This window comes from Streptomyces sp. BHT-5-2 (assembly GCF_019774615.1).
Classification (GTDB): Bacteria; Actinomycetota; Actinomycetes; order Streptomycetales; family Streptomycetaceae; genus Streptomyces.
Window position 1 is genome coordinate 1,166,264 of the sequence record NZ_CP081496.1, and the last position, 26,636, is coordinate 1,192,899.

The window sequence follows — 26,636 nt, forward strand, 5'->3', positions numbered from 1 at the left end:
GCCGCAGCTCGCGGCGGCGGGTAATCCGGTGGCCGGCGGCGCCCGGCCGGGGGCAGGATGGGCCGCCATGAGCACCGGCACCACCACCGCCGCCCCCGAGCCGCCCCGCCGCATCCGGGCGCTGCACACCGCGGACACCGTCACCGTCTATCAGGCGTACGCGCCGTCGCTGGGCCTGCCCGCCGCGCGGGACGGCCACTTCCCCGCCGCCTGGAAGCGCGACCGGATGACGTGGATCAAGCCGTCGTTCCTGTGGATGATGTACCGCTGCGGCTGGGCCGCCAAGGCCGACCAGGAGACGGTCCTGGCCGTCGAGATCAGCCGCGAGGGCTTCGACCGGGCGCTGCGCCGGGCCTGCCTGTCGCACTACGTCCCCGGGCTGCACCCGGACCGCGACGCCTGGCAGCGCGCGCTGCGGCACTCCCCGGCCCGGGTCCAGTGGGACCCCGAGCGCGATCTGCACCTCCGGCCGCTCCCCCACCGCTCCCTCCAGCTCGGCCTGTCCGGCGACCTGGCGCGGGCCTACGCGGACGAGTGGACGGTCGCCATCCGCGATGTGACGCCGCTGGCCCGGCAGATCCACGCCCTGGTCCGCGCCGGCGACGACGCCGCCGCCCGGGCCCTGCTCCCCGACGAGCGCCCCTACCCCGCCCCGGAGGAGGCCCTGGCACAGCTGTGCTGAGCCGGCGGGGTTGCGGCGGCTTCCGGCCATCCCGCCCGGGCCCGGCCGCTGTTGAGGCGCGCCATGGGGGTCCGCTACCGTGCGGCGGAACCGGCGGGCGGGGGCCCGCCGCCGGGCGAAGTGCGCCATGGGAGTGGCCGCCCCCGGCGCCGCCCGGCGCCCGTGCCCGGCACCCGGGGGAACTCCCGGACGTAAGCGGCGTGTCCCCGTCAATCGCCACAAAGGCGTAGCCGGGGTCGTGATCGGCCGGTCGGGCGCTGCCGCAGGCGACGTACGGAACGTAGGACCGGTCGGCCAACTCTGGTCTGTTCACGGCCATTTGACTCAGCGTTCAGCAACCTCCCCCTGCCCGGGAAACTGCCCCGCCGCCACAGTCGGGACGGCCCACCGAGGCCGCACGCGACTCAGGGAGAGTGGCATTCATGCCGGATATGACCCGACGCAGACTCCTCGGCTCGGCGGCCGGGGCGATCGGTGGCACGGCCGCGCTGTCGTTGCTGCCGCCCAGCGTCCAGAAGGCCGTCGCCGCCGGTCCCCCGCGTCACGGCTCACTGCGCGACATCGAGCACGTCGTCCTGCTGATGCAGGAGAACCGTTCTTTCGATCACTACTTCGGCACCCTGCGCGGCGTCCGCGGCTTCGCCGACCCGGACGCGCTCACCCTCTCCACCGGGCGGTCCGTCTTCTACCAGCCGGACCCGGAGAACCCCGACGGCTATCTGCTGCCGTTCCGTCTGAACACCCACACCTCCAGCGCCCAGGCCATCCCCTCCACCAGCCACGCCTGGTCGGTCCAGCACGAGGCGTGGCACGGCGGCAAGATGGACCGCTGGCTGCCCGCGCACCGCAAGGCCGACGGCGTCAACGGCCCGTACGTGATGGGCTACCACACCCGCGAGGACATCCCCTTCCAGTTCGCCCTCGCCGAGGCGTTCACCCTCTGCGACAACTACTTCTGCTCGGTCTTCGGGCCGACCTGGCCCAACCGGCTGTACTGGATGACCGGCACCCTCGACCCGGGCGGCACCCACGGCGGCCCGGTCCTGAACAACACCGCGCCCAAGCCGTACCGCTGGACGACGTACGCGGAGCGGCTCCAGGCGGCCGGCATCAGCTGGAAGGTGTACCAGGAGGAGGACGACTACGGCTGCAACCTGCTGGAGCAGTTCCAGACGTTCCGGGACGCCAAGCCGGGCAGCCCGCTGTACGAGAGGGGGGTGCGGCCGGGGCCGGCCGACGCCTTCGAGGAGGACGCCCGCAACGACCGGCTGCCGGCGGTCTCCTGGATCATCCCCACCAGCTACCAGTCGGAGCACCCGGACTACCTGCCGGCGGCCGGCGCCGACTTCGTGGCCAAGAAGATCGAGGCGATCGCCGCGAACCCGAAGGTGTGGGCCAAGACCGCCTTCATCCTGAACTACGACGAGAACGACGGCCTCTTCGACCATGTGCCGCCGCCGGTGGCACCGGCCGGGACGCGGAACGAGTTCGTCGGCGGCCTGCCGATCGGGGCCGGCTTCCGGGTCCCCTGCCTGATCGTCTCTCCCTGGACGGTGGGCGGCTGGGCGGCCGGCGACGCCTTCGACCACACCTCGGTGCTGCAGTTCCTGGAGCGCTTCACGGGCGTGACCGAGCCCAACATCAGCGACTGGCGGCGGGCGACGTTCGGCGACCTGACGTCGGCGTTCGGCTTCCGGTCGCCGGCGCACCGCCCGCCGCGGCTGCCGCGGAACACCGCCGAGCAGCTGGCCGAGGCGCGGTGGGAGGTGGCGCACCTGAAGAAGCCGACGCTGCCGGGGGCGGCCCAGAAGCCGCCGCACCAGGAGCCCGGCCGGCGCAGGCGGCGCTGAGGCGGGGCGGCTCCCGTACACACGACGGTGCCGTACGGACCGGCCTCGTTCATGAGGCCGGTGCGTACGGCACCGGTGTGTTGCGGGTCGGGCGGGCTCAGACGCCGGCGTAGGAGTGCAGGCCGGTGACGAAGATGTTCACGATGAAGTAGTTGAAGAGGTAGCAGACGAAGGCGATCACACCCAGCCAGGCGGCCTTGCGGCCCTTCCAGCCGACGGTGGCCCGGGCGTGCAGGTAGCAGGCGTAGGCGACCCAGGTGATGAAGGACCAGACCTCCTTGGGGTCCCAGCCCCAGTAGCGGCCCCAGGCGGCCTCGGCCCAGATGGCGCCCGCGATGATGGTGAACGTCCACAGCGGGAAGACGGTGGCGTTGACGCGGTAGGCGAACTTGTCGAGCGAGGCGGCCGAGGGCAGCCGGGTGAGGACCGAGGTGGCGAAGGCGCCGGGCTGCTTGCCGTCCGGGTCGGCGAGCTTGGCCTCGTGGCGGTCGCGGAAGAGGAAGAGCACGCTCGCGACCGCGCCGAGGTAGAGCACCGCGCCGGAGAGGATCGCGCAGGAGACGTGGATCCACAGCCAGTACGAGTGCAGCGCCGGCACCAGCTGGTCGCTGGCGGTGTACAGGACGCTGACGGCCAGGCCCAGGTCGAGCAGGACGGTGGTGACCAGCGGCAGGCCGAGCCAGCGGACGTTCTTCTTGAGCAGCAGCAGGACGAGGTAGGCCGTCACCGCGGCCCCGCCCAGGGTCGTGGAGAACTCGTACATGTTGCCCCAGGGGGCACGCTGCACCGACACGGCGCGGGTGACGATGCCGCCGACGTGCAGCGCCCAGGCCAGGACGGTCAGCGAGATCGCGATCCGGCCGTAGAGGTCGCCCTTCTCGGTGCCGCCGTGCGCGCCGGGGCCGTCGGGGACGTCAGGGCCGCCGGCCACGGACCGGGTGACGACCTTGGGGCGCTCCAGGACGGCGGTGCCGGTGCCGCCGGCGGCCGCGGTCCGGACGGGGGCCGCGGCGGCCGCGCCGCCCGCGGTGGTCAGGGCGGCCGAGGTCCGGCCGACCTTGCTGCGGCTGCCGAACACCCACTCGGCCATGTGGGCGATGAAGGCGAGGGTGTAGACGGCCATCGCCGAGTAGACCAGCACGTTGCTGTAGTGGGCCAGTGTCTCGTTGGCTGCGGCAGCGAGATTCACGCGCGCGCTCCTTCGGAGGGATCAGCAGGATCGGCAGAGTCGGACGGCTCCGTCGGGTCTTCGGCGGACGTGCCGGGACCGTCCGCGGTGTCGGCGGCGGGCGAGGCGAGGGGGGCGCCGGGGGTCAGCTCGGCCGCGAGGGCGGCGAGTTCCTCCGCCACCCGGGCCGACTCGCTGCGGCCGAGGCCGGCCATCTCGACGACGGTGACGCCGCTGTCGTCGGCGCGCTCGGCGCGGACCCAGACCCGGCGCCGCTGGATGAACAGCGAGGCGGCGAGGCCGAGCAGGGCGCAGACCGCGCCGGTCAGCGCGAGGCCGTTGCCGGGCTGGTGGGCGATCTTGAAGCTGGCCCAGGTCTTGATGCCCTCGAAGGTGATGGAGCCGTCCCCGTCGGGGAGGTTCATCGTGGACTCGGCCGCGAGCTGCTCGGGCGTCAGCCTGGCGCCTGTGTGGCCGAGCATCTGTGCCGCCCGGTCCTTGGGCAGCAGCATCTTCTTGAAGAAGTCGCCGCTGGCGTCCTTGTACTGCGTCAGGCGCTTGGTGTCGAGCTGGTAGACGTTCTGCGGCAGGCCGGAGTCCATGCCGAGGTCGCCGTGCCAGGCGTTCACCGACAGGACGGGGAAGTCCGGGGCGGGGAACTGGGAGAACATCGACCCGGAGTTCTTGCCGCCGAAGGTCGGGACGAACAGCGCCTGGAAGCCGAGCTGGTTGCGCTTGCCGTCCTTGTTCTGTGCGCCGGGGACCTTCACCACGCCGGAGGAGGTGAAGTTCTTCGGGTCCTGCGGGAGGAAGGGCACCGCGCCGTGGTAGACGACCTTGCCGCGGCCGTCCTTGACGGTGACGACCGGCGCGTAGCCGTGCGAGAGCAGGTAGACCTTGTTGCCGGCGATGTCGAGCGGGGTGTTCACCTCGATCGACTTCTTGTGCTCGGTGCCGTCCGCGCCGGTGAAGTAGGTGATGTTGGCGCGGAAGGTGCGGGGGGTGCCCTTCTGCGGGCCGGTCCGCTCGTAGGTCGCGTCGAAGGAGTCCATGGTGAAGCCGAACGGCTCCATGGTGTCGGTGTCGAAGAACGGGCCGGAGGAGAAGTCGTCGTACTGGGTGAGGCTGTTGGAGAAGCCGTCGCCCTCGGTGACCAGCTTGCCGCCCTCGGACTTCCACAGGCCGCCGACGGCGAACGCCACCAGCATCACGATCAGCGCGACGTGGAAGAGGAGGTTGCCGGCCTCGCGCAGATAGCCCTTCTCGGAGGCGACCGCGGTGCCCTCCCGGCGGATCCGGAAGCGCCGCTTCCGGAGCATCCGCTCGGCGGCGTCCAGGACCTGCTCGGGCCGCGCGTCGGTGTGCCAGGTGGTGTACGCGGGCAGCCGGGTCAGCCGGCGCGGGGCGGCCGGCGGGCGGCCGCGGAGCTGCCCGACGAACTGCCAGGCGCGCGGCACGATGCAGCCGATCAGCGAGATGAACAGCAGCAGGTAGATCGCCGAGAACCACACCGAGCTGTAGACGTGGAACATCCCCAGCTTGTCGTAGACCTCGGCGAGGGTGGCGTGCTTCTCCTTGAACGCGTCGACCTTGACCGGGTCGATGCTGGTCTGCGGGATCAGCGAGCCGGGGATCGCGCCGATGGACAGCAGGAAGAGCAGCAGCAGCGCGACCCGCATGGAGGTCAGCTGGCGCCAGAACCAGCGCACCCAGCCGATCGGGCCGAGCGAGGGGAGGGAGACGTCCTCCTTGGGCGCGGTGCTGAGCTGGGATCCGGCGGCGCCGAGATCACCGCTCTCGTCGGCGGTGGCGCCCGGCTCGTCCGGGGCGTCGGTCTTGGTGGACATCAATCAGATCCCAACGGTGATGCTTTGCGTCCAGCTCTGCAGCTGGGACATCAGGATGTCCCAGACACCTGTGAGGAGAAGGACGCCGAGGGCGATCATCATGCCCCCGCCGGCCCTCATCACCCAGACGTAGTGCCGCTTGACCCAGCCGAAGGCGCCGAGCATCCGGCGGAAGGCGAGCGCCACCGCGATGAACGGCAGCCCCAGGCCCAGGCAGTACGCGACGGTGAGCAGCGCGCCGCGGCCGGCGCTGGCGTCGTAGAAGGAGAGGGTGTTGACGGCGGTGAGGGTGGGGCCGAGGCAGGGCGTCCAGCCGACACCGAAGAGCACGCCGAGCACCGGCGCGCCGGCCAGCCCCATCGCGGGCTTCTTGTGGAACCGCACTTCGCGCTGGCCGAACCGCTTCAGGACGCCGGCGAAGGCCAGCCCGAGCAGGATCATCAGCACGCCCAGGACGCGCGAGATGACGTCCTTGTAGTCCTGGAGGGTCTTGCCGAAGAAGCCGAAGAGGGCGCCGCCGGAGACGAAGACGGCGGTGAAGCCGAGGACGAAGAGGCCGGCGCCGGCCAGCATCCGGCCGCGCCGGGCGTCGGCGAGGTCGGTGCCGGTGACGCCGGTGACGTAGGACATGTAGCCGGGGACGAGGGGCAGGACGCAGGGCGAGAAGAACGAGACCAGGCCGGCGAAGAGGGCCACCGGGACGGCCGCGATCAGGGCGCCGCTGAGGACGGTCTGGTTCTCCGCTGCGGTGGCGGCGAGCGCGATCACGCGATCACTTCTCGGCGATCAGCGGGTCGACCATCTTGCGCAGGTCGTCCTCGGCGAGCGGGCCGATCGACCGTGCGGCGATCCGGCCCTGCCGGTCGATGGCGATGGTGGAGGGGATCGACTGCGGGTTGAGGCTGCCCTTGGGGAAGCGCAGCATCAGCTTGCCGGTGGGGTCGAACAGGCTCGGGTAGGGCACCTTGTGCTCCGACTCGAACTCGGTGGCCTGCGACTTCTCGGCGTCACGGGTGTTGATCCCGACGAACTGGACGCCCTTGTCCTTGACCTCGTTCGCGACCTTGGCGAAGTTGGGGGCCTCGGCGATGCAGGGGCCGCACCACGATCCCCAGACGTTGACGACGACGACCTTGCCCTTGTAGGCGGCGACGTCCAGGTGCTTGCCGGTGGTGGTCTCGCCGGACAGTTCGGGCGCCGGCTGCCGCTCGTCGGGCTTGACGGTGTCGACACCGTTCTTGCCCTGGACGAAGCGGGTCTGCGCCGAGCCTCCGGCGGCACCGTCGCCGCAGGCGCTCAGCGTCAGCGAGGCGGCCGCCGCTCCCGCGGCGTACAGGGCGAGACGGCGGCGACTGGTGAGGCGGCGGAGGGCGCGGCTGTCACTCATGTGAAAAGTTTCGCATGGGCCGATTACGGATCTTCCGCGCCCCCCTCGCCCCGTCGCGCCCCGGACGAAGGTGCATGTCAGGCCCTGCGGAACGGTATCTTCCGGTGCGCCCCGCGGGCCTTGGGGGTGCCCGGCGGTCAGACCTGGGAGAGGAATCCCTGCCAGCCGCCGGCCGGCCGCTGGCCGACGCCCATCCCCTGCAGCTTGCGGACGATCCGCGGGTCCTGGGCGTCGAGCCAGTCGGTGAACTGCCGGAAGGAGACCAGCCGGACGTCCTTGCGCTTGTCGTCGGCGATGTGCTTGAGGGCCTCCTCGACGGCGTCCATGTAGATGCCGCCGTTCCACTGCTCGAAGTGGTTGCCGATGAAGAACGGCGCGCGGTTGGTCTCGTAGGCCCGCCGGAAGCCGGATATGTACGCCTCGCTGGCCTGCTTGCGCCAGCCCGGGTAGTTGGCCGGCGGCGCCTTGGTGGAGTTCTTGGACTGGTTGGCCAGGATGTTGTAGTCCATCGAGAGCACCTCGAAGGAGTGGCCGGGGAACGGTATCTGCTGGAGCGGGTAGTCCCAGATGCCGTTCTTCTTGCGGGGCCACACCTGGCGGCCGCCGGGCGAGCTGGCGTCGTAGCGCCAGCCCAGCTTGCGGGCGGTGGGCAGCAGGTTGTCCTGGCCGAGCAGGCAGGGGGTGCGGCCGCCGACGAGTTCCTTGCGGTAGTCGAACGGCAGCGGTTCGGCGTCCCGGAAGCCGGTGTTGGTGCGCCACTTGGTGACGAAGGCCATGGCCTGGTCTATCTCGGACTGCCACTGCGCGGGCGTCCAGTGCTTGACGCTGCCGCGGCCGGTGCAGAAGTGGCCGTTGAAGTGGGTGCCTATCTCGTGCCCGTCGAGCCACGCCTGGCGGACGTTGTTGAGGGTTGCGCGTATGTGCCCGTCGCTGAGGTAGCCGATGTCGGAGGCGCCGGGCTTGTTGTTCGGCGGGAGGTAGAGGTGCTTCTTCGCCTCGGGCAGCAGGTACAGCCCGGAGAGGAAGAAGGTCATCGCCGCGCCGTGGTCCTTGGCGAGCTTGCGGAAGCGCGGGAAGAGGCCGTTGCCGACCTCTCCCGCCCCGTCCCAGGAGAAGATCACGAACTGCGGCGGGGTCTGCCCCGGCTCCAGCCGCTCGGGCGCGCCGGGCTGGTGCGGCTGCTTGCCGGAGTCGGCGGTCGAGCCGTCGCCTATGGGCTTGGGGTGGGCCGGCGCCGCGTCCTCGACCCGCCGGCCCCCCGCACCGTCCTGCTTGGAGGAGGCACACCCGGCGACGCCCAGGGCGGCGGCCGCCCCCACTCCCATCCCCAGCAGACCCCGCCGACTGATCGCGCCCATGACGTCGTTCCCCATCCGTACTCGAACTCGATATCCATAAATTCGGACATCTTCGAAGAGGGAGTGTCGGACGGCGTGGTTCCGTGCTATAGGCCCGAATTTTTCATTTCCGGCGAATTTGACATTTCGCCACCTGACACCTCGTCAGGCCCCGAATGCCTTGGACTTCCCCTTGGCCGGCTTGGCGCCGGCCAGCAGGTGGGCGGGGACCAGGTCACGCGCCGGTTCGCTGTACCCCACCGAGATGATCTTGTCGCCGTGGAAGGTGAACGACGTCAGCGAGGCCAGGGTGCACTGCCGCTTCCGCGGGTCGTGCCACAGCCGCCGCCGCTCGGCGAAGCTGCGCACGATCCAGATCGGCAGCTGGTGGCTGACCGCCACCGCCTCGTGGCCGCGGGCCGCGTCCCGGGCCGCGCCGAGCGCCGCCATCATCCGCACGACCTGCTCGATGTACGGCTCGCCCCACGAGGGCCGGAACGGGTTGGTCAGGTACTTCCAGTTCCCCGGCTTCTTCAGCGCACCGTCGCCCACCCCGAAGGTCTTGCCCTCGAAGACGTTGGCCGCCTCGATCAGCCGCTCGTCGGTGGCGATCTCCAGGCCGTGCGCCCCGGCGATCGGCGCCGCGGTCTCCTGCGCACGCTCCAGCGGCGAGGCCACCACATGCGTGATGTCCCGGTCCGCGAGGTGCTCGGCGACCTGGTCGGCCATCTTCCGGCCCAGGTCGGAGAGGTGGTAACCGGGTCGGCGCCCGTAGAGCACACCCTCGGGGTTGTGCACCTCGCCGTGCCGCATCAGATGGACGACGGTGATCTCGTCACCACCGGTCCCGCCACTGCTCATCTCGCCCGTCCTCCGCTCCGTGGCACCGCTACCGCTCATGCCGTCGCCTCCGCGGCGGCCCGGGCGGCGGCCGGCAGCGCGGCGGCGATCCGCTCGACGGCCGCGTCGTCGTGCGCGGTCGAGACGAACCACGACTCGAACGCGGACGGCGGGAGGTAGACGCCCTGCGCCAGCATCGAGTGGAAGAAGGCGGTGAAGCGGAACGACTCCTGCGCCTTGGCCGCCTCGTAGTCCGTCACCTCGGCGTCCGTGAAGAACACCGAGAACATGTTCCCGGCGACCTGGAGCCGGTGCGCCACGCCCTCCTTGGCCAGCGCCGCGGTGACCAGCCCGCGGATCTCGGCGGAGACCGCGTCGACCTTCTCGTAGGCGGCGTCGTCCAGCAGCCGCAGCTGTGCGACACCGGCGGCGGTGGCGATCGGGTTCCCCGACAGCGTGCCCGCCTGGTACACCGGCCCGGCCGGGGCGAGGTGCGCCATGACGTCGGCCCGGCCGCCGAAGGCCGCCGCCGGGAAGCCGCCGCCCATGACCTTGCCGAACGTCATCAGGTCCGGGCGGACCCCGTCGATGCCGTACCAGCCGGCCCGGCTGACCCGGAAGCCGGTCATGACCTCGTCGGAGACGTAGAGCGCGCCGTTCTCCCGGCAGAGGTCCGCCAGGCCCTGGTTGAAGCCGGGCAGCGGCGGGACGACGCCCATGTTGCCCGGTGACGCCTCGGTGATCACGCAGGCGATCTCGCCCTCGTGCGCGGCGAACGCGGCACGGACGGCGGCCAGGTCGTTGTACGGCAGCACGAGGGTGTCGCCGGCCTGCGCACCCGTCACCCCGGGGGTGTCCGGCAGCCCGAACGTCGCCACGCCCGAACCGGCCGCGGCCAGCAGCGCGTCCACGTGCCCGTGGTAGCAGCCGGCGAACTTGACCACCTTGGCCCGGCCGGTGAACCCGCGCGCCAGCCGGATCGCCGACATCGTCGCCTCGGTGCCGGACGAGACCAGGCGCACCTGCTCGACGGGCGCGATCCGGGCCACGATCTCCTCGGCCAGCTCGACCTCGCCGGCACCGGGCGTCCCGAAGGACGTCCCGCGGGCGACCGCCTCCTGGACCGCGGCGATCACCTCGGGGTGCGAGTGGCCGAGAATCATCGGTCCCCACGAACACACCAGGTCGACGTACTCGCGGCCATCGGCATCGGTGAGGTACGGACCGGTGCCGGACACCATGAACCGGGGCGTACCGCCCACGGCGCGGAACGCCCGCACCGGAGAGTTCACGCCGCCGGGCGTCACCACGGACGCGCGGTCGAACAGCGACTGCGAAACAGGGGCTTCATAAGGAAAAGACACGGGGATCCTGACCTGCGTATACGGGGGAGGAGGGCGGCGGCGCGCGGACACGGCCCGGCTGACAGCGGTGCGGGAATCGCCCCGCGGACCACCCGGCCCGCCCGTGCGATTCCCCTTCATTCCCTCTTGGTTTCTTTTTCGTTCCTCTCGCTCGCGACCGGGCGTCAGCCCCCGCGCGTCTGCGAAACTGGGGCGTCGTACGAGTAAGTCACGCAAGCAATGGTCTCAGAGGCGCACGGGGGCGTGCGGCCGGGCGTTTCACGCGCCGGTGACGGGGGAGGTCTCTGAGACGATGATCGGGTTGCGCGGCTGAGGCTGCGAGTGGTCGGGTGGAGATATGCATCGCGGTGGCGAACTGGGCGAGGGAACCAATGACCGGGGTCCCGAGCGCGCCCAGCGCGGCCGTCACCGGCGCGAGGGAGCGGAGAACCTCGGCGACGACCGGCGCAAGGGCACCGAGAGCATTACGGGCGGGGAAAACAGGGGCGGCCGCATGGGGGTGACGTACAAGTACTTCGGTGCGCCCAACGGTGCCACTGCCGCCCGGGTCCCGATCTCGATGCGCCCCGAGGAACTCGGCGGCGACGAGCTCGGCATGGGCGGCATGTTCACCAAGATCAAGCCGGAGACCATGGCCGCCATGGTCCTCACCGGTATAGAGGGCATACCGCTGCACAAGGTCCCCCCGCTGGAGCTGGTCGTCCTCCACCCCGACTACGCCGTCGTCAAGCTCCCCATGACCGTGGTCGACCCGCTGCGCGGCGTAGGCGAGGAGTCCGTCGGCGCGGCCGCCTTCATCTGGTCCACCGTCCCCGACCGCGGCGGCCCCCGCGACGCCTTCAGCGTCTACCAGCTCCTCCACGAGTGGCAGGACTTCTCCCACCGCCTCCACGAGGCGGGACACCAGGCTTACTGCCTGGTGTGGCCGTAACGGCCGGGGAGCAGGGGAGCCGAGGGGCAACCGGGCAAGGCGGGGCGGTGCGTTCGTCGGCGGCTGCCTGGTGGGCCGACTCCGGCTCGTCGGGCCGGGGAACGACCGGCTGGGCCTACGGTCCGCTCGGTTCGGGTCGGGGTTCGATCGGTTCGGGTCGGGCGGGGTGATCAGGCAGGCGAGGTCGGCGGCGGGGGCGCGGCTCACCATGTCGGGCGGGCCGAGACCCCGCCGTCGACGACGAGATCGTGGCCGGTGATCCAGGAGGCCATCGGCGAGGCGAGGAAGACGCAGGCGTCGCCGATGTCCTCGGGGCGCCCCAACCGGCCGGTGGGCGCCGCCCGTTGCCAGCGGGCCACCCCCTCCGGCCAGTCCTCGGCCAGGCCGGGCCGGGCGATCAGTCCCGGCGAGACGCTGTTGACGCGGATCCCGTACGGCCCGTACTCCAGGGCCGCCGCTCGGGCGTGCATCACCACCGCCGCCTTGGACGCGCAGTAGTGGGCGTGCCGCGGCGCCGGGCGGTCCGCCTCGATCGAGGCGACATGGGTCACCGATCCGCCGCCGGCCTCGCGCAGCACCGGCACCGCGGCCTGGGTGCAGGCGAAGACGCTGTGCACGTTGGGGTCGGCGACGGCCCGCCAGTCGGCGAGCGACATCCCGGCCAGCTCCTGGGTGGGCTGCACGCCCGCGTTGTTGACCAGTGCGGTCAGCCGGCCGCGCCAGGCGGCCGCCTCCGCCACCAGCCGGTGGCACTCCTCCTCCACGGCGAGGTCGGCGCGCAGCGCGAGGGCGCTCCCGCCGCCCTGCCCGAGTTCCCCGATCTGCTCGATCTCCTCGACCAGCGCCCGCGCGGCCGCGGCCCCGGACCGGTAGTGCACCACCACGTCCGCGCCGGCCGCGGCGAACCGCAACGCGATCCCCCGCCCGATCCCACCCGACGCCCCGGTGACCAGCACCACCTGCCCGGAAAGATCGGGGAGCTGAGGGTGGGAGGAAGCGACGGGGCGGGTGACAGCCGCCACGGACCGCCCGGGTGCGTCCCTGTCTCGACCGTCTCGACCGTCTCGGTTGTCTCGACTGCCTCGGCTGACTCCCCCGCCTGTTCCGTCGCCCCCGCCTGTCACGGCGATACCAGCTCTCCCGTCGATCTCGGCGCTCCCGTCGATCCCGCGTCCGCCGCCTCCCCCAGCTCCACGGTGTCCTTGGCCCGCCCCCTCTTCTCGGTCTTCTCGGTCTTCTCGGTCTTCTCCCTCTTCTCTGCCTTGCCCGTCTCCCCTGTCTCCCTCGTCTCCTCTGCCTCCCGCGCCTTCCCGCTCCCCTCCGGTTTCCCGGCCTCCCCGGTTTGCGGGGTCGGTGTGCGCCGACCCGGTTGGAGGGGCGGTCTGGCCGAATCCGCCCTGCTCACCGTCCCGTTCGGAAGTACCGCCCACTTCCCCACCGTTCGGCTCATGAGGGGTCCGCACCACTGTCATGCCCGGCTCAGCGCCCCGATCCGCGCCGCCTCCCGCGGGAACCGCGCGGCCAGCCGCCCCGCCTCCCCGTGCTCGTAGTCCTCGAAGGTGAAGCCGGGCGCCATCGTGCAGCCGAAGAGCGTCCAGGAACCGCCGGCGGCGACCTCGGCGGCCATCCAGGTGCCGGCCGGCACCGTGAACTGCACATGCTGGCCGGCCAGGACGTCCGGGCCGAGGACGGCCGTACGGGCGGCCCCGGCGCCGGCCGTGTCACCCGCGCCGGTCCCGCCACCCGCGTCACCGGCCTCGGTGAGCAGGAACAGGGTGAGCGGATCGCCCCGGTAGAAGTGCCAGATCTCGTCGGTCGGCAACCGGTGCAGCGCGGAGAAGACGCCCGGCTCGGCGGTCAGCAGCATCACGATCGCCGAGCCCTCCGGCCGCCCGTCCGGCCGTTCCGGCCCGGCCCAGGTAGGCCGGTACCAGCCGCCTTCACGGGGCAGCCGGGTCAGTCCGTAGAAGGCGATCAGCTCCTGCGGGAACCGGTCCCGGGGCATCGCGGGGTGCTCGTCCATCCGTCTGGCCGCCTTCCGCTCGTCCGCCGTGCCGTGGGGCGGTCCGCCGGTCCACCGGCCGGGCGGCTGCCGCCTGTTGGCCGGTTGCCGCCTCACCCTAGGGGCGGGAGAGGCCCAGAACGCGGAACGAGCGGCAGAATCGGGCCATGTCCGATCCCGACACCGCCTCCCCGGTTACCGCCACGTCCGCCAACTCCCCTGCTTTTCCCGGCCCTTCGCCCGCCTCTCCTACTGACACGGCCCCCTGGGACACCATCGACGTGCTCGTCGGCTGGCTCGACCGGGAGAGCGTGCTCCCGGCGGAGCAGGAGCGGCTGCTGCGCCTCCTCAAACTCTCCGAGGAGGCGGGCGAGGTCGCCCAGGCCGTCATTGGGGCCACCGGCCAGAATCCGCGCAAGGGGCGCAGCCACACCTGGGACGACGTCCATGCGGAGCTGTGCGATGTGATCGTGACGGCGATGGTGGCGCTGCGGACGCTGACGCCCGAGGCGCGGCAGGTCTTCGCGGGCCATCTGCGGCGGGTCGCCGAGCGGGTGCCGGGGGCCGCCTCGCCCTGAACCCTTCGGTACGGGCTCCCGGCTCAGGCCCCCGGCCCATGCCCCGGCTCAGGGGTCGGCCCCAGGCATCCGGCTCGGTACGGGCCGCTCGCCGTGACCGCCCCTCCCCGCTACGGCCGTTCCGCCGTCATGTAGCGCTGGATGGTGGGCGCCAGCCAGGCGACGAGTTCGTCATGGGTGAATTCGGCGGCGGGCGGGATGCGCAGGACGTAGCGGCACAGTGCCAGGCCCAGGATCTGCGACCCGATCAGGGCGGCGCGGCTCGGCGCCTCCTCCGGTACCGCGCAGACCGCGTCGAGCAGCGGGCGCACCTGCCCGGCGAAGATCTGCCGCATGCGTTCGGCGCCCGCCTCGTTGGTGACGCCGACGCGCATCATCGCCGTCAGCGTCTCGTCGCTCTCCCACAGCTCGACGAAGTGGCGCACGAGCCGGGCGCCGCGCTCCTCCGGCGGGACCTTGGTGAGGTCCGGGGCCCGCAGATCGATCTCCGAGGCGGCGGCGAAGAGGCCCTCCTTGTTGCCGTAGTAGCGCATCACCATCGACGGGTCGATGCCCGCGTCCCGTGCGATGGCGCGGATGGTGGCGCGTTCGTAGCCGTCGGCGGCGAAGCGGTCCCGGGCGGCGGCGAGGATCGCGGCGCGGGTGGCGTCGGAGCGGCGGGGGCGCGGGTGGGTGCCGGCGTCGGGGGCCTCGGCGGCGACCGGGGGCGGCCCGGCGTCGATCTCGGGACGGGCCGCGGGAGTGCGCGAACGGGCACCGGCGCGACCGGCGGCGGGGGCGGGGGCGGGGGAAGGATCGCGTTCGACCATGCCAACAAAGGTAGGCCAACGGGCGTTGACATGCGAGTTGCGCGGGTCGTAGGCTTGCCAACAAGCGTTGACCAACATGCGTTGGCAGGAGGCGGTAATCATGGATGCTCTCGACCGCAAGCCGGAAGTCACCCGCGACGACACCGACACCGACGGCGGCCCACGTCCCGGCCGGGAGGCGGACGTGATCGTCGTCGGCGCCGGCCCGACCGGCCTGCTGCTCGCCGGTGATCTCGCCGAGGCCGGCCTCGCCGTCACGCTCCTGGAGCGGCGCGACGACACCACCAGCAATCTCAGCCGGGCGCTTGCCGTGCACGCCCGTTCCCTGGAGCAGTTGGACGCCCGCGGGCTCGCCGACGAGCTGATCGCCGGCGGCCACCGCCTCCCCGCCCTCCAGGTGTTCGGGGGCGCGACCCTCCCCGCGGACCAGCTCCGCAGCCGCTTCCCCCTGGTCCTGATAACGCCGCAGTACGAGGTCGAGCGGCTGCTGCTGCGGCGCGCCCGACAGGCCGGCGTCACCTTCCGGTACGGATCGGAGGTGCTGGGCCTCGATCAGGACGCGGACGGGGCGACGGTGCACTTCCGTACGGTCGAGGACGCGGCCGAGGGGTCCACCGAGGGGGCGCGGAGCCTCCGTGCCGCCTATGTGGTGGGCACGGACGGCGCCCGCAGTGCGGTGCGCGAGGCGATCGGGCTGCCCTTCCCCGGCAAGGCGGTCATCCGGTCCGTCGTCCTCGCCGACGTCCGGCTGGCCCGGACGCCCGAGTCCCCGTTCACGGTCAACGCCCAGGGTGACTCCTTCGCGCTGATCGGCTCGTTCGGCGACGGCTGGTACCGCGTCATCGGCTGGAGCCGCCATGCCCGGGCCGACGACGACGCGCCCGTCGATCTCGACGAGGTCCGCGAGGTCACCCGGCTCGCCTTCGGCACCGACTACGGCATGCACGACGCCCGGTGGATCTCGCGCTTCCACAGCGACGAGCGACAGGCACCCGCCTACCGCGTCGGCCGGGTCTTCCTCGCCGGCGACGCCGCGCACGTCCACTCCCCGGCCGGCGGCCAGGGGATGAACGCGGGCCTCCAGGACGCGGCCAACCTCGGCTGGAAGCTGGCGGCGACGGTCAACGGCCACGCCCCCGACGGCCTGCTGGACAGCTATCAGGACGAGCGCCACCCGGTCGGCAGGGCGGTGCTGCGCAGCAGCGGCGCCATCCTCAGGGTCGCGCTGATGCGCTCCGCGCCGGGCCGGGCACTGCGCCACCTCGGCGGGCAGCTCCTGACGCGGGTGCGGCCGCTGTCCCGGCGCGCCATCGGCCGTGTCTCCGGTATCGACATCGCCTATCCGGCCGGGCGGGGTGCCCATCGGCTGGCCGGCCGGCGCGCCCCCGACATCCGCCTCGCGGGCGGCGCGCGGCTGTACGAACTGCTCCGGAAGGGCAGGTTCGTCCTGATAGCCCCGAAGGACGAGCTGTCGCCGGAGCTTACGGAGGGCGCTCGCCCGTCGGCCGCGCCCGACCGGGTCGTCACCGCGTCCTGGGCGAGCGGACGGCGGACGGCCCTCCTGGTCCGCCCCGACGGCCATATCGCCTGGGCCACCGATGCCGTCGCCCCCGCCGAGCGTGCCGAGGCGCTCCGCACCGCCCTGGCCCACTGGACCGGCTCTCCGGCCGTCCCCGTCCCCGCCGCAGCCCCGGCCCCACATGAGCCCGTGCGCCCTGCCGCACAGATATGAACCGCCGGTGGCCGACCCCTGCCTGGTCCGCCGCCGGCCCCGGCCGCCCGTCACCGTCAGGCGTCACCCGGCGCCCGTCACCGCCGACCGCCCTGCCTCCCGTCGTCGGTCGCGGCCCCGGCGACCCGGCTCGGTGACCCGGCCGCGCCTCGGCGTCCCCTGGCCTCGCTCGCCCCGGCCCGTCTCCTTACGCTGAGCGGCATGCTCATCGCCCGGTCCGCAGTTCTGTTCGTCGTCGCCGCGCTCTTCGAGATCGGCGGTGCGTGGCTCGTGTGGCAAGGGGCGCGGGAGCACCGTGGGTGGGCGTGGATCGGCGCCGGGGTGGTGGCCCTGGGGATCTACGGCTTCGTCGCGACGCTCCAGCCGGACGCCCACTTCGGCCGGATCCTCGCCGCGTACGGCGGGGTGTTCGTGGCGGGGTCGCTGGCCTGGGGCATGGTCGCGGACGGCTACCGCCCCGACCGCTGGGACGTCCTCGGCGCGCTGATCTGCCTGGTCGGCATGGCCGTGATCATGTACGCCCCGCGCGGCCGCTGAAGCCCGACCGGCCTCGGGCAGGCACGTCCCCGCGCCCCGCGCCGGCCGGACCCGCCAGGCCGGCCCCGGCCCCCTCCGGCCGCCAACTCACCATCCCCCGTTGCATATCCTGGCCGCACACGCATCATCCGCAACACCCGCACCACCGCTCAGGGACCACTCCAGGTTCGTGAACCGCACCAGGCTCTCGAACCGCAACAGCTTCGCGAACCACATCGGCTCCACGAACCACACCGAGTTCACGGAACCGTCGGATTCACGAACGGCACCGGTTCACCAACGGCACCGCGGTTCTCGAACGACACCGGTTCTCGAACCGCACCATGGTTCCTGAGCTGCATCACGGCTCACGAGCCGTACCACGGCTCACTGTTCGCACACGCACCGTGTAAAGGGAGCGCACTATGACCGCCGACACTGCCGGCCTCCGTACCGCCGTCGTCACCGGAGCGAGCAGCGGCATCGGCGCCGCCACCGCCCGCGCACTGGCCGCCGCCGGCTACCGCGTCGTGCTCACCGCCCGCCGCAAGGACCGCATCGAGGCCCTCGCCGCGGAGCTGCCGCACGCCGAGGCGTGCGCGCTCGACGTCACCGACCGCGCCGCCGTCGACGCCTTCGCACGCTCCCTCGACCGCTTCCCCTCCGTCGACGTCCTGGTCAACAACGCCGGCGGCGCGCTGGGCGCGGAGCCCGTCGCCACCGGCGACCCGGCCGACTGGCGGGCGATGTACGAGGTCAATGTGCTCGGCGTGCTCCACATGACGCAGGCGCTGCTGCCCGCGCTGACCGCCTCCGGCGACGGCACCGTCGTCGTCCTCTCGTCCACCGCCGGGCACGCGACGTACGAGGGCGGCGGGGGGTATGTCGCCGCCAAGCACGGCGCCCATGTCCTCGCCGAGACGCTGCGCCTGGAGCTGTGCGGCGAGCCGGTGCGGATCATCGAGGTGGCACCCGGCATGGTCAAGACCGAGGAGTTCGCGACCACCCGTTTCCGGGGCGACGCCGACAAGGCCGCCAGGGTCTACGAGGGCGTGGACGCGCCGCTCAGCGCGGAGGACGTCGCCGACACCGTCGCCTGGGCGGTCACCCGTCCCCCGCACGTCAACATCGACCTGCTGGTCGTCCGCCCCCGGGCGCAGGCGTCCAACACCAAGGTGCACCGCAGCAGTTGAGGCAGGAGCGGGAGTGAGGTGAGGGTGGAGGAAGGGGCGGGCCGCCGTCGAGGGGCGCTCTCCCCGTCCCCTCCCCCACCCCGCGCCACCCCGGCAGAAAACAGGGGCCAAACAGGGGGCCTACGTACACCCCCATCGGGTGTGCGGGCCCCGTGTCGCGGGTTCCGTGCGCCACGACAGTGGAGGGCATGGCAACCACCACCCCGAGATCCGCCCCCGCCGGCCGGTCGGCACCGCGCCGCCGGCCGGCCCGGACCGCCCGCTGGCTGGTCCCGCTGGCAGCGATATCACTGCTGGTCACCGCGCAGGCGGTCAGCGCCTACGTCCCGCCCGATCTGCACACCAGCCGGGTCCCGCCACGCAGCGAGCTGCACTACGTGCTGCTGGTGGCGCACATCTTCACCGCCGCGGTCGCGGTGGTCACCGGCCTCGCCCAGTGCTGGCCCTGGCTGCGCCGCCGGCACCCCGCCGTCCACCGGTGGACCGGCCGGGTCTACTTCTTCGGCGGGGTCTTCCCGTCGGCGCTGATCGGCATCCCGGTCGTCTGCTACGTCCCCCTGGGGCTGAGCAACCAGCTGTCCCTCGGGGTGCTGGACGTGCTCTGGATCGTCACCGGTGTCGCCGGCTACCGCGCCGCCCTCCGGCGCCGTTACGCCGACCACCGGGTGTGGATGATCCGCAATATGGCACTGACCCTCGTCGCGCTCACCTCGCGGATCGTCCAGCCGCTGGTCGAGCACCTGGTGGCGGCCCAGGCCGGCGACCCGGTCGCGTACGCGGGCGACCCGCTGGCGGCGGGGCACGACATCGCCAGCACCTCGTCCTGGGGCGCGCTGGTCCTGAACCTGATCGCCGCCGAGTACCTCATCCAGCGCCGCCGACCCACGCGCCCCACCCCGCAGGACACCCGGAAGACCGTCCCACAGGACACCCGGCAGAACGCCGACCGTCAGCCGCACCCCCACGACACCGACATCGGCACCGGCGCCGGCCCCGCGGCCGTCCCCCTCACCCCTTCACGCACACCACCTGCTTGAGCTTGGCGACGACCTCGACGAGGTCCCGCTGCTGCTCCATGACCCGCTCGATCGGCTTGTACGCGCCGGGGATCTCGTCGACGACCCCGGAGTCCTTGCGGCACTCCACACCCCGCGTCTGCTCCTCCAGATCGCGCGTGGAGAAGCGCTTCTTCGCGGCGTTCCGGCTCATCTTGCGGCCGGCGCCGTGCGAGGCAGAGTTGAAGGACGCCGCGTTCCCCAGGCCCCGGACGATGTACGAGCCGGTGCCCATCGAGCCCGGGATGATCCCGTACTCGCCGCTGCCGGCGCGGATCGCGCCCTTGCGGGTCACCAGCAGCTCCATGCCGTCGTAGGTCTCCTCCGCCACGTAGTTGTGGTGGCAGGAGATCACCGGCTCGAAGGCCGGCCGGGCCTTGCGGAACTCCTTGCGGAGGACGTCCTGGAACAGCGCCATCATCACCTCGCGGTTGTGCCGCGCGTACTCCTGCGCCCAGAACAGGTCGTTGCGGTACGCCGCCATCTGCGGGGTGTCCGCGACGAAGACGGCGAGGTCGCGGTCGACCAGCCCCTGGTTGTGCGGGAGCTTGCGGGCCTGCTCGATGTGGTGCTCGGCGAGCTCCTTGCCGATGTTGCGGGAGCCGGAGTGCAGCATCAGCCAGACCGCGCCGGTCTCGTCGAGGCAGACCTCGATGAAGTGGTTCCCGGACCCCAGCGAGCCCATCTGCCTGGCGGCCCGCTCGTGACGGAACCTGACCGCCTCGGCGACGCCGTCGAAGCGGCCCCAGAAGTCGTCCCAGCCCGCGGCGGGGAAGCCGTGGATGCGGCGCGGGTCCACCGGGTCGTCGTGCATCCCCCGGCCGACCGGGATGGTCTGCTCGATCCGGGAGCGCAGCCGGGAGAGGTCGCCCGGCAGGTCGTTCGCGGTGAGCGAGGTCCGGACCGCGCTCATTCCGCAGCCGATGTCCACGCCGACCGCGGCCGGGCAGACGGCGCCGCGCATCGCGATGACCGAACCGACCGTGGCCCCCTTGCCGAAATGCACGTCCGGCATCACGGCCAGGCCCTTGATCCACGGTAGCGTGGCGACGTTGCGCAGCTGCTGCATCGCGACGCCCTCGACCGTGGCCGGGTCGGTCCACATCCGGATCGGCACCTGGGCACCGGGCACTTCGGTGTACGACATAGCTGACTCTTTCCCCCGGAAAACAGAAAAACGCAAAAGGCGGACAATACGCCTTATGTTGGACGGCGAACCGGCGTTCACCTCGCGACGTGCGGTACACATTGTCTCCACCGGCCGCCACTCGGCGGCAACCGCATTTCCGCAGGGAAGGAGCCGCGAGCGATGCCGCGCAAGTCGTTCGTACCGGGTGCCGCGCTGCTGGTGACCGCGGCACTGGCCGCCGGCCTCACCGGCTGCTCCGGCGGTTCCCCCTCCGGCACCGGCGGCGGCGACGGCAAGAACGGCGACACCGCCGCCGCCAGCCAGTCCGCCCAGCCCGGCCGCTACCAGACCCTGCCGGAAGCCTGCGGCCTGCCGTCCGCCGGCACGCTCCACGACATGCTGCCCGGCGACGGCCAGCCGCTGTCGCAGGCGGACGCACAGAAGATCTTCGGCGGCCGGGCCGACGTCACCTACGACACCGACCGCCGGGTGGGCTGCCAGTGGACCCGGGAGACCTCCGCGGGCACCCGCCACCTCACGCTCGACATCCAGCGCGTGGTCTCGTACAACGCCGCGGTCAGCGACGACGACCGGGCGCAGGAGATCTACCTCGGCAAGGAGCGGGCCGCCAAGATCCCGGCCGCGGCCCCCGGCGCGCCCTCGACGCCTCCCAACCCGAAGGACCAGCCCAAGGACCAGCCGAAGCCGACGGGCGGCGCCACGGACGCCGGCGGCGGCAAGGGCGGGAACGACGGCGGGAAGAAGCCGGACGGCACGGCGGGCAGCCCGTCGGCCACCCCCTCGGCCCCGTCCGCGTCGCCCTCCGACCCCGAGACGGGCCCCGGCAGCCCGCTCGCCCCGCGCGTCCTGGACGGCCTGGGCGACGCGGCCTTCCTCAACGACCAGCTGATCACCACCGACTCCGGGGTGCACCGCGATGTCACTGTGGTCTTTCGCACGTCGAACGTCATCGTGACGCTCGTCTACGACCAGTGGTCCGCGGACAAGACGAGGCTGCCGGAAAGCCAGGAACTGCAGGACAAGGCCCGTTCCCTGGCCGGTGAACTCGCCGACAGCCTCAGCGAATAGTTCTAAATCGGCAGAACACCCCGAAGGAGAACTTCGTTCGGGAAACGCCCGATTCGTCCCGCCGTGCGGTCGTCGCGAACCGGTCCCCCCGGCTCGCTCCGCCGCGTACCGTGCCCTAGGACCCGCCCCGACCGGGGTCCGGGCCGCCCGTTCCACAAGGGTCCGCAACGACTCGACGACGAACAGCGAAGGAACCATGCACCGATCAGCCAAGCGACTCGCCGGCCTCCTCACCTGCGCAGCAGTGCCGATGCTGCTCGTCGCCGGGTGTTCCGGCTCGGACGGCAAGAGCTCCGGTGACAGCACTCCCTCCGGCTCGTCCAGCGCCGCCGGCGCCTCCCCGTCGCCGACCGTCGCCGCCGCGAAGTTCAAGAAGCTGCCGAACCCCTGCACGGCGTTCTCCAAGGGCACCCTCGACAAGCTGCTGCCCAAGGTGAAGGACGCCGCCGGCCAGCAGGGCAAGTCCACCGACCCGACCGCCCGCGGCGCCTGCTCCTGGACCAGCTCGGACGACCAGGGCGTCGACGGCACGCAGTTCCGGTGGCTGGACGTCGCCTTCCAGCGCTACGACTCCGACCCGGCCCTCGGCACGGGCGAGAAGCGCGCCACGGACTTCTACACCGAGCAGATCAACGCCGCCAAGGGCACCCAGGGCGCCAAGAAGGTCGCCACCGTGGCGACCGCGGGCACCGGCGACGCGGCCACCGCCGTCACCTACGACATCGCGAAGGAGGGCAACGACTTCAAGAACACGACGATCGTTGCCCGCACCGCCAACATCGTCGTCACCGTGAACTACAACGGCGCGGGGATGGCCGGCGCCGACGACCCCAACGGCAACGACCTGCTGAAGGCCGCCCAGGCCGCCACCAAGGAAGCCGTCGCCGCCGCGGCCAAGGCCAACCAGGGCTGACCCGGATCCTCCACTGCCCTCCGCGTCCCTCCCCGGCTCGGCCGAGCCGGGGACGGGCCCGTCAGCAGGAGCGCTCCTCGCGCGCGGAACTCTGCTGCTCCAGCCGGAGTTCGCGCTTGCGCTGCTCCTCCTTCAGCCGCTCGGCGAAGCGCGCGAACGTCCTCGGCCGGTCCTGCTCCGACAGCGGCCGCGACGGGTCCGGCCCGGCGTAGTCGTCGAGCATGAACTGCGAGGCGTCGGAGTGCTCCTCGATGTCGTCCGCCGTCGACCGCAGGTGGTAGCCCCGCTCGCGGAACTTGAAGGAGCCCGTGGCACCGGCCGATATGCCGGCCAGCGCGCTCAGCGCCGAGGTGCTGATCCGGAGCACGAGGTTCTCGCCCTCGTTCATCGCCGTGAGCGTGGAGGCGGTACTCCTGCTGGAGCGCGCGCTCCCTGCCCCCCGTCAGCGGGTCGGGGCCGCCCTGTCCCGCCGGGCGGGAGAACCCCCCGCCCGGCGCGGGCCGTTCAGTCGCCCAGCAGCTTGCGGACCCGGTCCGCACCCACCGCGAGCAGCAGCGTGGGCAGCCGGGGGCCGGTGTCGCGGCCGACCAGGAGGTCGTAGAGCAGCGCGAAGAACGCGCGCTGGGCGACCTTCAGCTCCGGCGTCGGCTTGGCCTCCGGGGTCAGGCCCGCCTGGACCTTCGGAACGCCGTAGACCAGCGTCGTCAGGCCGTCCAGCGACCAGTGGTCGTCCAGACCGTCGAGCAGCAGCCGCAGCGCGCCCCGGGACTGGTCGTCCAGGGAGGCCAGCAGCTCCGTGTCGGGCTGGTCGCGGACGACGGTGCGCTGGTCGGCGGGGACCTGGGTGCTGATCCAGTGCTCCGCCTTGTCCAGCCGCGGCCGGGTCTCGGCCAGGGACCCGACCGGCTTCTCCGGGTCCAGCTCGCTCAGGATCCGCAGGGTCTGCTCGTCGTGACCGGCGGTGATGTCCACGACGGAGGCCAGCGTGCGGTACGGCAACGGGCGCGGCGTGCGCGGCAGTTCACCGGCGGCGGTGCCGACCGCGCGGGTGTACGCCGCGGCGTCCGCGGGCTGTGCGGTGCCGTCCGCGACCTTGGCGGCGAGCTTGTCCCACTCGTCGTAGAGCCGCTGGATCTCCTGGTCGAAGGCGATCTTGAAGGACTGGTTGGGCTTGCGGCGGGCGTACAGCCAGCGCAGCAGCGGCGCCTCCATGATCTTCAGCGCGTCGCCCGGGGTGGGCACCCCGCCCTTGGACGAGGACATCTTCGCCATGCCGCTGATGCCGACGAAGGCGTACATCGGGCCGATCGGCTGGTCGGCGCCGAACACCTCGCGGACGATCTGGCCGCCGACGACGAACGACGAGCCGGGCGAGGAGTGATCGACCCCGGAGGGTTCGAAGACCACGCCCTCGTAGGCCCAGCGCATCGGCCAGTCGACCTTCCAGACCAGCTTGCCGTGGTCGAACTCGCGCAGCGCCACGGTCTCGGAGTGGCCGCAGGCGACGCACTCGTAGGACATCTGCGTGGTCTCGTCGTCGTAGCCGATGACCTTGGTGAAGTCCTTGTTGCAGACCGTGCAGTACGGCTTGTACGGGAAGTAGCCCGCGCCGCCCGCGCTGCCGTCGTCCTCGCTGGCCGCGCCGGAGCCCTCGGCCGCCTCCAGCTCCGCCTCGTCCACCGGCTTCTGCTGCTGCTTCTTCGGCTTGCCGGTCGCCTTGTCCTTGGTGCGGTAGCGGTCCAGGACGGCGTCGATCTCCTTGCGGTGCTTCATCGCGTGCAGGATCTGCTCGCGGTAGGCGCCGGAGGTGTACTGGGCGGTCTGGCTGATGCCGCGGTACTCGATGCCCAGCTCCGCCAGGGACTCCTCCATGGCGGAGCGGAAGTGCTCGGCCCAGTTGGCGTGCGGGCTGCCCGGCGGGGCGGGCACGGCGGTCAGCGGCTTGCCGATGTGCTCCTCCCAGGACGGGTCGATGCCGGCCGGGACCTTGCGGTACCGGTCGTAGTCGTCCCAGCTCAGGATGTGCACGCACGGGATGCCGCGGCGGCGGATCTCGTCGGCGACCAGGTGCGGGGTCATCACCTCGCGGAGGTTGCCGAGGTGGATCGGGCCGGACGGACTCAGCCCCGAGGCGACGACGACGCCCGTCGCTTTGCCGGCGGCGCGGCGCTCCGCCTCGGCAACGACCTCGTCCGCGAACCTGGAGACCCAGTCGGTCTCGGTGCTCTGCTGAGCCACGATCGGCCCTTCCTCTTCCTGGTGTCCTGATGCTTTCCCGCTGCGCCCCTGCGCGCTCTCCGGCGCCGCGCTCGGCCTCCGCCCGCTGCGGGCGGAACCGTCCGGACGGGCAGAAGCCCGACGGAGCCCATTGTCCCAGACGCCCGCCGCCCGGAAATTCAGTGGTAGTGCCGTGGGATACTCATGGCAAACCCTTTCCACTCCAACGGAACGGCAGCTCAATGGCCTCGGTCCCCTCCCTCGCAGCTACGGTCAACCAGCGCGTCGCGGACGCCCTCTCGGCAGCCCTGCCGGAGGCCGGCGCCGCGGACCCGCTGCTGCGACGCAGCGACCGGGCCGACTTCCAGGCCAACGGCCTGCTGGCGCTCGCCAAGAAGCTGGGGGGCAACCCGCGGGAGCTGGCCGGCCGGGTCGTCGACGCGATCGCCGCCGAGGGCCTGCTGAAGGATGTCGAGGTCTCCGGCCCCGGCTTCCTCAACATCACCGTCGCCGACGCGGCGATCACCGGCACGCTCGCCGAGCGCGCCGCCGACGACCGGCTCGGCGTGCCGTACGCGGCCACCACCGGCACCACGGTCATCGACTACGCGCAGCCGAACGTCGCCAAGGAGATGCACGTCGGCCACCTGCGGTCGGCGGTGATCGGCGACGCGCTGCGCAACATGCTCGACTTCACCGGCGAGAAGACGGTGGGCCGGCACCACATCGGCGACTGGGGCACGCAGTTCGGCATGCTCATCCAGTACCTGATCGAGAATCCCGACGAACTCGCCCCGGCGGCCGACGTGGACGGCGAGCAGGCCATGTCGAATCTGAACCGCGTCTACAAGGCGTCGCGCGCGGTCTTCGACTCCGACGAGGAGTTCAAGGAGCGGGCCCGCAGGCGGGTCGTCGCCCTGCAGTCCGGCGACGAGCAGACCCTGGAGCTGTGGCAGCGGTTCGTGGACGAGTCGAAGGTCTACTTCTACTCGGTCTTCGAGAAGCTGGACATGGAGATCCGCGACGAGGAGATCGTCGGCGAGTCCGCGTACAACGCCATGATGGCCGAGACGGCCCGGATGCTGGAGGAGTCGGGCGTCGCCGTCCGCTCCGAGGGCGCGCTGGTGGTCTTCTTCGAGGACATCAAGGGCAAGGACGACAAGCCGGTCCCGCTGATCGTGCAGAAGGCGGACGGCGGCTTCGGGTACGCCGCGAGCGACCTCTCGGCGATCCGCAACCGCGTCTTCGACCTCGGCGCCACGACCCTGCTCTACGTCGTCGACGTCCGCCAGTCGCTGCACTTCCGGATGGTCTTCGAGACGGCCCGCCGGGCGGGCTGGCTGAACGACGACGTCACCGCCCACAACATGGGCTACGGCACGGTCCTCGGCGCCGACGGCAAGCCGTTCAAGACCCGGGAGGGCGAGACGGTCCGGCTGGAGGACCTGCTCGACGAGGCGGTGCAGCGCGCCGCCGAGGTGGTGCGGGAGAAGGCGCAGGACCTCACCGAGGACGAGATCCAGGAGCGGGCCGCGCAGGTCGGCATCGGCGCGGTGAAGTACGCCGACCTGTCGACGTCCCCGAGCCGCGACTACAAGTTCGACCTGGACCAGATGGTCTCGCTCAACGGCGACACCTCCGTCTACCTCCAGTACGCGTACGCCCGGATCCAGTCCATCCTGCGCAAGGCCGGCGAGACGAAGCCGGCCGCGCACCCGGAGCTCGCGCTCGCCCCGGCGGAGCGGGCACTGGGCCTGCACCTGGACGCGTTCGGCGAAACCGTCGCCGAGGCGGCGGCCGAGTACGCACCGCACAAGCTGGCCGCGTACCTCTACCAGCTGGCGTCGCTGTACACGACCTTCTACGACCAGTGCCCGGTCCTGAAGGCGGACACCCCGGAGCAGGTGGAGAACCGCCTCTTCCTGTGCGACCTGACGGCCCGCACCCTCCACCGCGGCATGGCCCTCCTCGGCATCCGGACGCCCGAGCGGCTGTAG

General features: G+C 72.0%; 25 protein-coding genes. 11 read left to right on the forward strand and 14 right to left on the reverse strand.

The window, feature by feature from the left end:
• The first annotated feature begins 67 nt into the window (after positions 1-67).
• Both K2224_RS05060 and K2224_RS05065 read left to right on the forward strand, forming a co-directional pair.
• Positions 68-682, forward strand: coding sequence for a DUF4291 domain-containing protein (locus tag K2224_RS05060; protein ID WP_221905440.1), 615 nt, complete (start codon positions 68-70; stop codon positions 680-682).
• A 422-nt stretch (positions 683-1,104) separates the two neighbouring features.
• The gene (locus K2224_RS05065; protein ID WP_221905441.1) at positions 1,105-2,532 is read left to right on the forward strand and encodes an alkaline phosphatase family protein; all 1,428 of its coding nucleotides are present in this window, start codon (positions 1,105-1,107) and stop codon (positions 2,530-2,532) included.
• A gap of 97 nt (positions 2,533-2,629) precedes the next feature.
• Here the strand turns inward: K2224_RS05065 and ccsB are convergent, their stop codons facing one another.
• The 7 genes from ccsB to hemL form a co-directional block, all read right to left on the reverse strand.
• Positions 2,630-3,721 carry a c-type cytochrome biogenesis protein CcsB gene (ccsB, locus tag K2224_RS05070; protein ID WP_221905442.1) on the reverse strand — a complete coding sequence of 364 codons (1,092 nt, stop codon included), beginning with the start codon at positions 3,719-3,721 and terminating at the stop codon, positions 2,630-2,632.
• Positions 3,718-5,547 (reverse strand): cytochrome c biogenesis protein ResB, encoded by a 1,830-nt coding sequence (locus K2224_RS05075; RefSeq protein ID WP_221905443.1) that lies wholly within the window; start codon positions 5,545-5,547, stop codon positions 3,718-3,720. The genes ccsB and K2224_RS05075 overlap by 4 nt, the downstream gene beginning before the upstream one ends.
• A gap of 3 nt (positions 5,548-5,550) precedes the next feature.
• Positions 5,551-6,315: a cytochrome c biogenesis CcdA family protein gene (locus K2224_RS05080; protein ID WP_221905444.1), complete on the reverse strand. Its 765-nt coding sequence runs from the start codon at positions 6,313-6,315 to the stop codon at positions 5,551-5,553.
• A 4-nt stretch (positions 6,316-6,319) separates the two neighbouring features.
• Positions 6,320-6,934, reverse strand: coding sequence for a TlpA disulfide reductase family protein (locus K2224_RS05085; protein WP_221905445.1), 615 nt, complete (start codon positions 6,932-6,934; stop codon positions 6,320-6,322).
• Between the two features lie 137 nt (positions 6,935-7,071).
• Positions 7,072-8,292: a hypothetical protein gene (locus K2224_RS05090; protein ID WP_221905446.1), complete on the reverse strand. Its 1,221-nt coding sequence runs from the start codon at positions 8,290-8,292 to the stop codon at positions 7,072-7,074.
• Between the two features lie 144 nt (positions 8,293-8,436).
• A complete protein-coding gene (locus K2224_RS05095; protein WP_221905447.1) occupies positions 8,437-9,132 on the reverse strand; it encodes a histidine phosphatase family protein in 696 nt (231 codons plus the stop codon).
• Positions 9,133-9,167: 35 nt separating this feature from the next.
• Positions 9,168-10,475 (reverse strand): glutamate-1-semialdehyde 2,1-aminomutase, encoded by a 1,308-nt coding sequence (hemL, locus tag K2224_RS05100; RefSeq protein ID WP_221905448.1) that lies wholly within the window; start codon positions 10,473-10,475, stop codon positions 9,168-9,170.
• Positions 10,476-10,812: 337 nt separating this feature from the next.
• Here hemL and K2224_RS05105 point away from each other — a divergent pair, with 337 nt between their 5' ends.
• On the forward strand, positions 10,813-11,406 hold the full coding sequence (locus K2224_RS05105; protein ID WP_221905449.1) for a hypothetical protein: 594 nt from the start codon (positions 10,813-10,815) through the stop codon (positions 11,404-11,406).
• Positions 11,407-11,609: 203 nt separating this feature from the next.
• Here K2224_RS05105 and K2224_RS05110 read toward each other — a convergent pair whose 3' ends face one another.
• The 3 genes from K2224_RS05110 to K2224_RS05120 form a co-directional block, all read right to left on the reverse strand.
• Entirely contained in the window at positions 11,610-12,428 is an 819-nt protein-coding gene (locus tag K2224_RS05110; RefSeq protein ID WP_221905450.1) for an SDR family NAD(P)-dependent oxidoreductase, read from the reverse strand.
• A gap of 98 nt (positions 12,429-12,526) precedes the next feature.
• Positions 12,527-12,856, reverse strand: a complete 330-nt coding sequence (locus K2224_RS05115; protein WP_221905451.1) for a hypothetical protein — start codon at positions 12,854-12,856, stop codon at positions 12,527-12,529.
• 18 nt (positions 12,857-12,874) lie between these two features.
• Entirely contained in the window at positions 12,875-13,429 is a 555-nt protein-coding gene (locus K2224_RS05120) for a cupin domain-containing protein (RefSeq protein WP_221905452.1), read from the reverse strand.
• Positions 13,430-13,575: 146 nt separating this feature from the next.
• Between K2224_RS05120 and K2224_RS05125 the strand changes: the two genes are divergently transcribed.
• Positions 13,576-13,986 (forward strand): MazG-like family protein, encoded by a 411-nt coding sequence (locus K2224_RS05125; protein ID WP_221905453.1) that lies wholly within the window; start codon positions 13,576-13,578, stop codon positions 13,984-13,986.
• Positions 13,987-14,096: 110 nt separating this feature from the next.
• On the opposite strand, the gene K2224_RS05130 is transcribed toward K2224_RS05125, so the two are convergent.
• On the reverse strand, positions 14,097-14,795 hold the full coding sequence (locus K2224_RS05130) for a TetR family transcriptional regulator (protein WP_221905454.1): 699 nt from the start codon (positions 14,793-14,795) through the stop codon (positions 14,097-14,099).
• A gap of 100 nt (positions 14,796-14,895) precedes the next feature.
• Between K2224_RS05130 and K2224_RS05135 the strand changes: the two genes are divergently transcribed.
• The 4 genes from K2224_RS05135 to K2224_RS05150 all read left to right on the forward strand — a co-directional run bounded on the left by K2224_RS05135 (position 14,896) and on the right by K2224_RS05150 (position 19,273).
• Positions 14,896-16,527, forward strand: a complete 1,632-nt coding sequence (locus K2224_RS05135) for an FAD-dependent oxidoreductase (RefSeq protein WP_221905455.1) — start codon at positions 14,896-14,898, stop codon at positions 16,525-16,527.
• A 201-nt stretch (positions 16,528-16,728) separates the two neighbouring features.
• A complete protein-coding gene (locus K2224_RS05140; RefSeq protein ID WP_221905456.1) occupies positions 16,729-17,064 on the forward strand; it encodes a YnfA family protein in 336 nt (111 codons plus the stop codon).
• 404 nt (positions 17,065-17,468) lie between these two features.
• A complete protein-coding gene (locus K2224_RS05145; protein WP_221905457.1) occupies positions 17,469-18,236 on the forward strand; it encodes an SDR family NAD(P)-dependent oxidoreductase in 768 nt (255 codons plus the stop codon).
• A gap of 188 nt (positions 18,237-18,424) precedes the next feature.
• Positions 18,425-19,273 carry a DUF2306 domain-containing protein gene (locus K2224_RS05150; protein WP_221905458.1) on the forward strand — a complete coding sequence of 283 codons (849 nt, stop codon included), beginning with the start codon at positions 18,425-18,427 and terminating at the stop codon, positions 19,271-19,273.
• Here the strand turns inward: K2224_RS05150 and K2224_RS05155 are convergent.
• The gene (locus K2224_RS05155; RefSeq protein WP_221905459.1) at positions 19,245-20,438 is read right to left on the reverse strand and encodes an RtcB family protein; all 1,194 of its coding nucleotides are present in this window, start codon (positions 20,436-20,438) and stop codon (positions 19,245-19,247) included. The genes K2224_RS05150 and K2224_RS05155 overlap by 29 nt on opposite strands.
• Positions 20,439-20,600: 162 nt before the next feature.
• On the opposite strand from K2224_RS05155, the gene K2224_RS05160 reads away from it, so the two are divergent.
• Both K2224_RS05160 and K2224_RS05165 read left to right on the forward strand, forming a co-directional pair.
• The gene (locus K2224_RS05160) at positions 20,601-21,509 is read left to right on the forward strand and encodes a hypothetical protein (RefSeq protein WP_221905460.1); all 909 of its coding nucleotides are present in this window, start codon (positions 20,601-20,603) and stop codon (positions 21,507-21,509) included.
• Positions 21,510-21,705: 196 nt separating this feature from the next.
• Positions 21,706-22,422: a DUF3558 domain-containing protein gene (locus K2224_RS05165; RefSeq protein WP_221905461.1), complete on the forward strand. Its 717-nt coding sequence runs from the start codon at positions 21,706-21,708 to the stop codon at positions 22,420-22,422.
• A gap of 61 nt (positions 22,423-22,483) precedes the next feature.
• Here the strand turns inward: K2224_RS05165 and K2224_RS05170 are convergent, their stop codons facing one another.
• Both K2224_RS05170 and lysS read right to left on the reverse strand, forming a co-directional pair.
• On the reverse strand, positions 22,484-22,810 hold the full coding sequence (locus tag K2224_RS05170) for a hypothetical protein (protein ID WP_221905462.1): 327 nt from the start codon (positions 22,808-22,810) through the stop codon (positions 22,484-22,486).
• 116 nt (positions 22,811-22,926) lie between these two features.
• A complete protein-coding gene (gene lysS, locus K2224_RS05175) occupies positions 22,927-24,660 on the reverse strand; it encodes a lysine--tRNA ligase (RefSeq protein WP_221905463.1) in 1,734 nt (577 codons plus the stop codon).
• A 221-nt stretch (positions 24,661-24,881) separates the two neighbouring features.
• On the opposite strand from lysS, the gene argS reads away from it, so the two are divergent.
• Entirely contained in the window at positions 24,882-26,636 is a 1,755-nt protein-coding gene (gene argS, locus K2224_RS05180; RefSeq protein WP_221905464.1) for an arginine--tRNA ligase, read from the forward strand.

Excerpts from the sequence above, each read along its gene's own strand:
- K2224_RS05060 (WP_221905440.1), top strand. The coding sequence starts at position 68 with ATGAGCACCGGCACCACCACCGCCGCCCCCGAGCCGCCCCGCCGCATC.
- K2224_RS05065 (WP_221905441.1), top strand. The coding sequence starts at position 1,105 with ATGCCGGATATGACCCGACGCAGACTCCTCGGCTCGGCGGCCGGGGCG.
- K2224_RS05075 (WP_221905443.1), bottom strand. The coding sequence starts at position 5,547 with ATGTCCACCAAGACCGACGCCCCGGACGAGCCGGGCGCCACCGCCGAC.
- K2224_RS05085 (WP_221905445.1), bottom strand. The coding sequence starts at position 6,934 with ATGAGTGACAGCCGCGCCCTCCGCCGCCTCACCAGTCGCCGCCGTCTC.
- K2224_RS05090 (WP_221905446.1), bottom strand. The coding sequence starts at position 8,292 with ATGGGCGCGATCAGTCGGCGGGGTCTGCTGGGGATGGGAGTGGGGGCG.
- K2224_RS05095 (WP_221905447.1), bottom strand. The coding sequence starts at position 9,132 with ATGAGCAGTGGCGGGACCGGTGGTGACGAGATCACCGTCGTCCATCTG.
- K2224_RS05105 (WP_221905449.1), top strand. The coding sequence starts at position 10,813 with ATGCATCGCGGTGGCGAACTGGGCGAGGGAACCAATGACCGGGGTCCC.
- K2224_RS05115 (WP_221905451.1), bottom strand. The coding sequence starts at position 12,856 with ATGAGCCGAACGGTGGGGAAGTGGGCGGTACTTCCGAACGGGACGGTG.
- K2224_RS05120 (WP_221905452.1), bottom strand. The coding sequence starts at position 13,429 with ATGGACGAGCACCCCGCGATGCCCCGGGACCGGTTCCCGCAGGAGCTG.
- K2224_RS05125 (WP_221905453.1), top strand. The coding sequence starts at position 13,576 with ATGTCCGATCCCGACACCGCCTCCCCGGTTACCGCCACGTCCGCCAAC.
- K2224_RS05130 (WP_221905454.1), bottom strand. The coding sequence starts at position 14,795 with ATGGTCGAACGCGATCCTTCCCCCGCCCCCGCCCCCGCCGCCGGTCGC.
- K2224_RS05135 (WP_221905455.1), top strand. The coding sequence starts at position 14,896 with ATGGATGCTCTCGACCGCAAGCCGGAAGTCACCCGCGACGACACCGAC.
- K2224_RS05140 (WP_221905456.1), top strand. The coding sequence starts at position 16,729 with ATGCTCATCGCCCGGTCCGCAGTTCTGTTCGTCGTCGCCGCGCTCTTC.
- K2224_RS05145 (WP_221905457.1), top strand. The coding sequence starts at position 17,469 with ATGACCGCCGACACTGCCGGCCTCCGTACCGCCGTCGTCACCGGAGCG.
- K2224_RS05150 (WP_221905458.1), top strand. The coding sequence starts at position 18,425 with ATGGCAACCACCACCCCGAGATCCGCCCCCGCCGGCCGGTCGGCACCG.
- K2224_RS05155 (WP_221905459.1), bottom strand. The coding sequence starts at position 20,438 with ATGTCGTACACCGAAGTGCCCGGTGCCCAGGTGCCGATCCGGATGTGG.
- K2224_RS05160 (WP_221905460.1), top strand. The coding sequence starts at position 20,601 with ATGCCGCGCAAGTCGTTCGTACCGGGTGCCGCGCTGCTGGTGACCGCG.
- K2224_RS05165 (WP_221905461.1), top strand. The coding sequence starts at position 21,706 with ATGCACCGATCAGCCAAGCGACTCGCCGGCCTCCTCACCTGCGCAGCA.
- K2224_RS05170 (WP_221905462.1), bottom strand. The coding sequence starts at position 22,810 with ATGAACGAGGGCGAGAACCTCGTGCTCCGGATCAGCACCTCGGCGCTG.
- argS (WP_221905464.1), top strand. The coding sequence starts at position 24,882 with ATGGCCTCGGTCCCCTCCCTCGCAGCTACGGTCAACCAGCGCGTCGCG.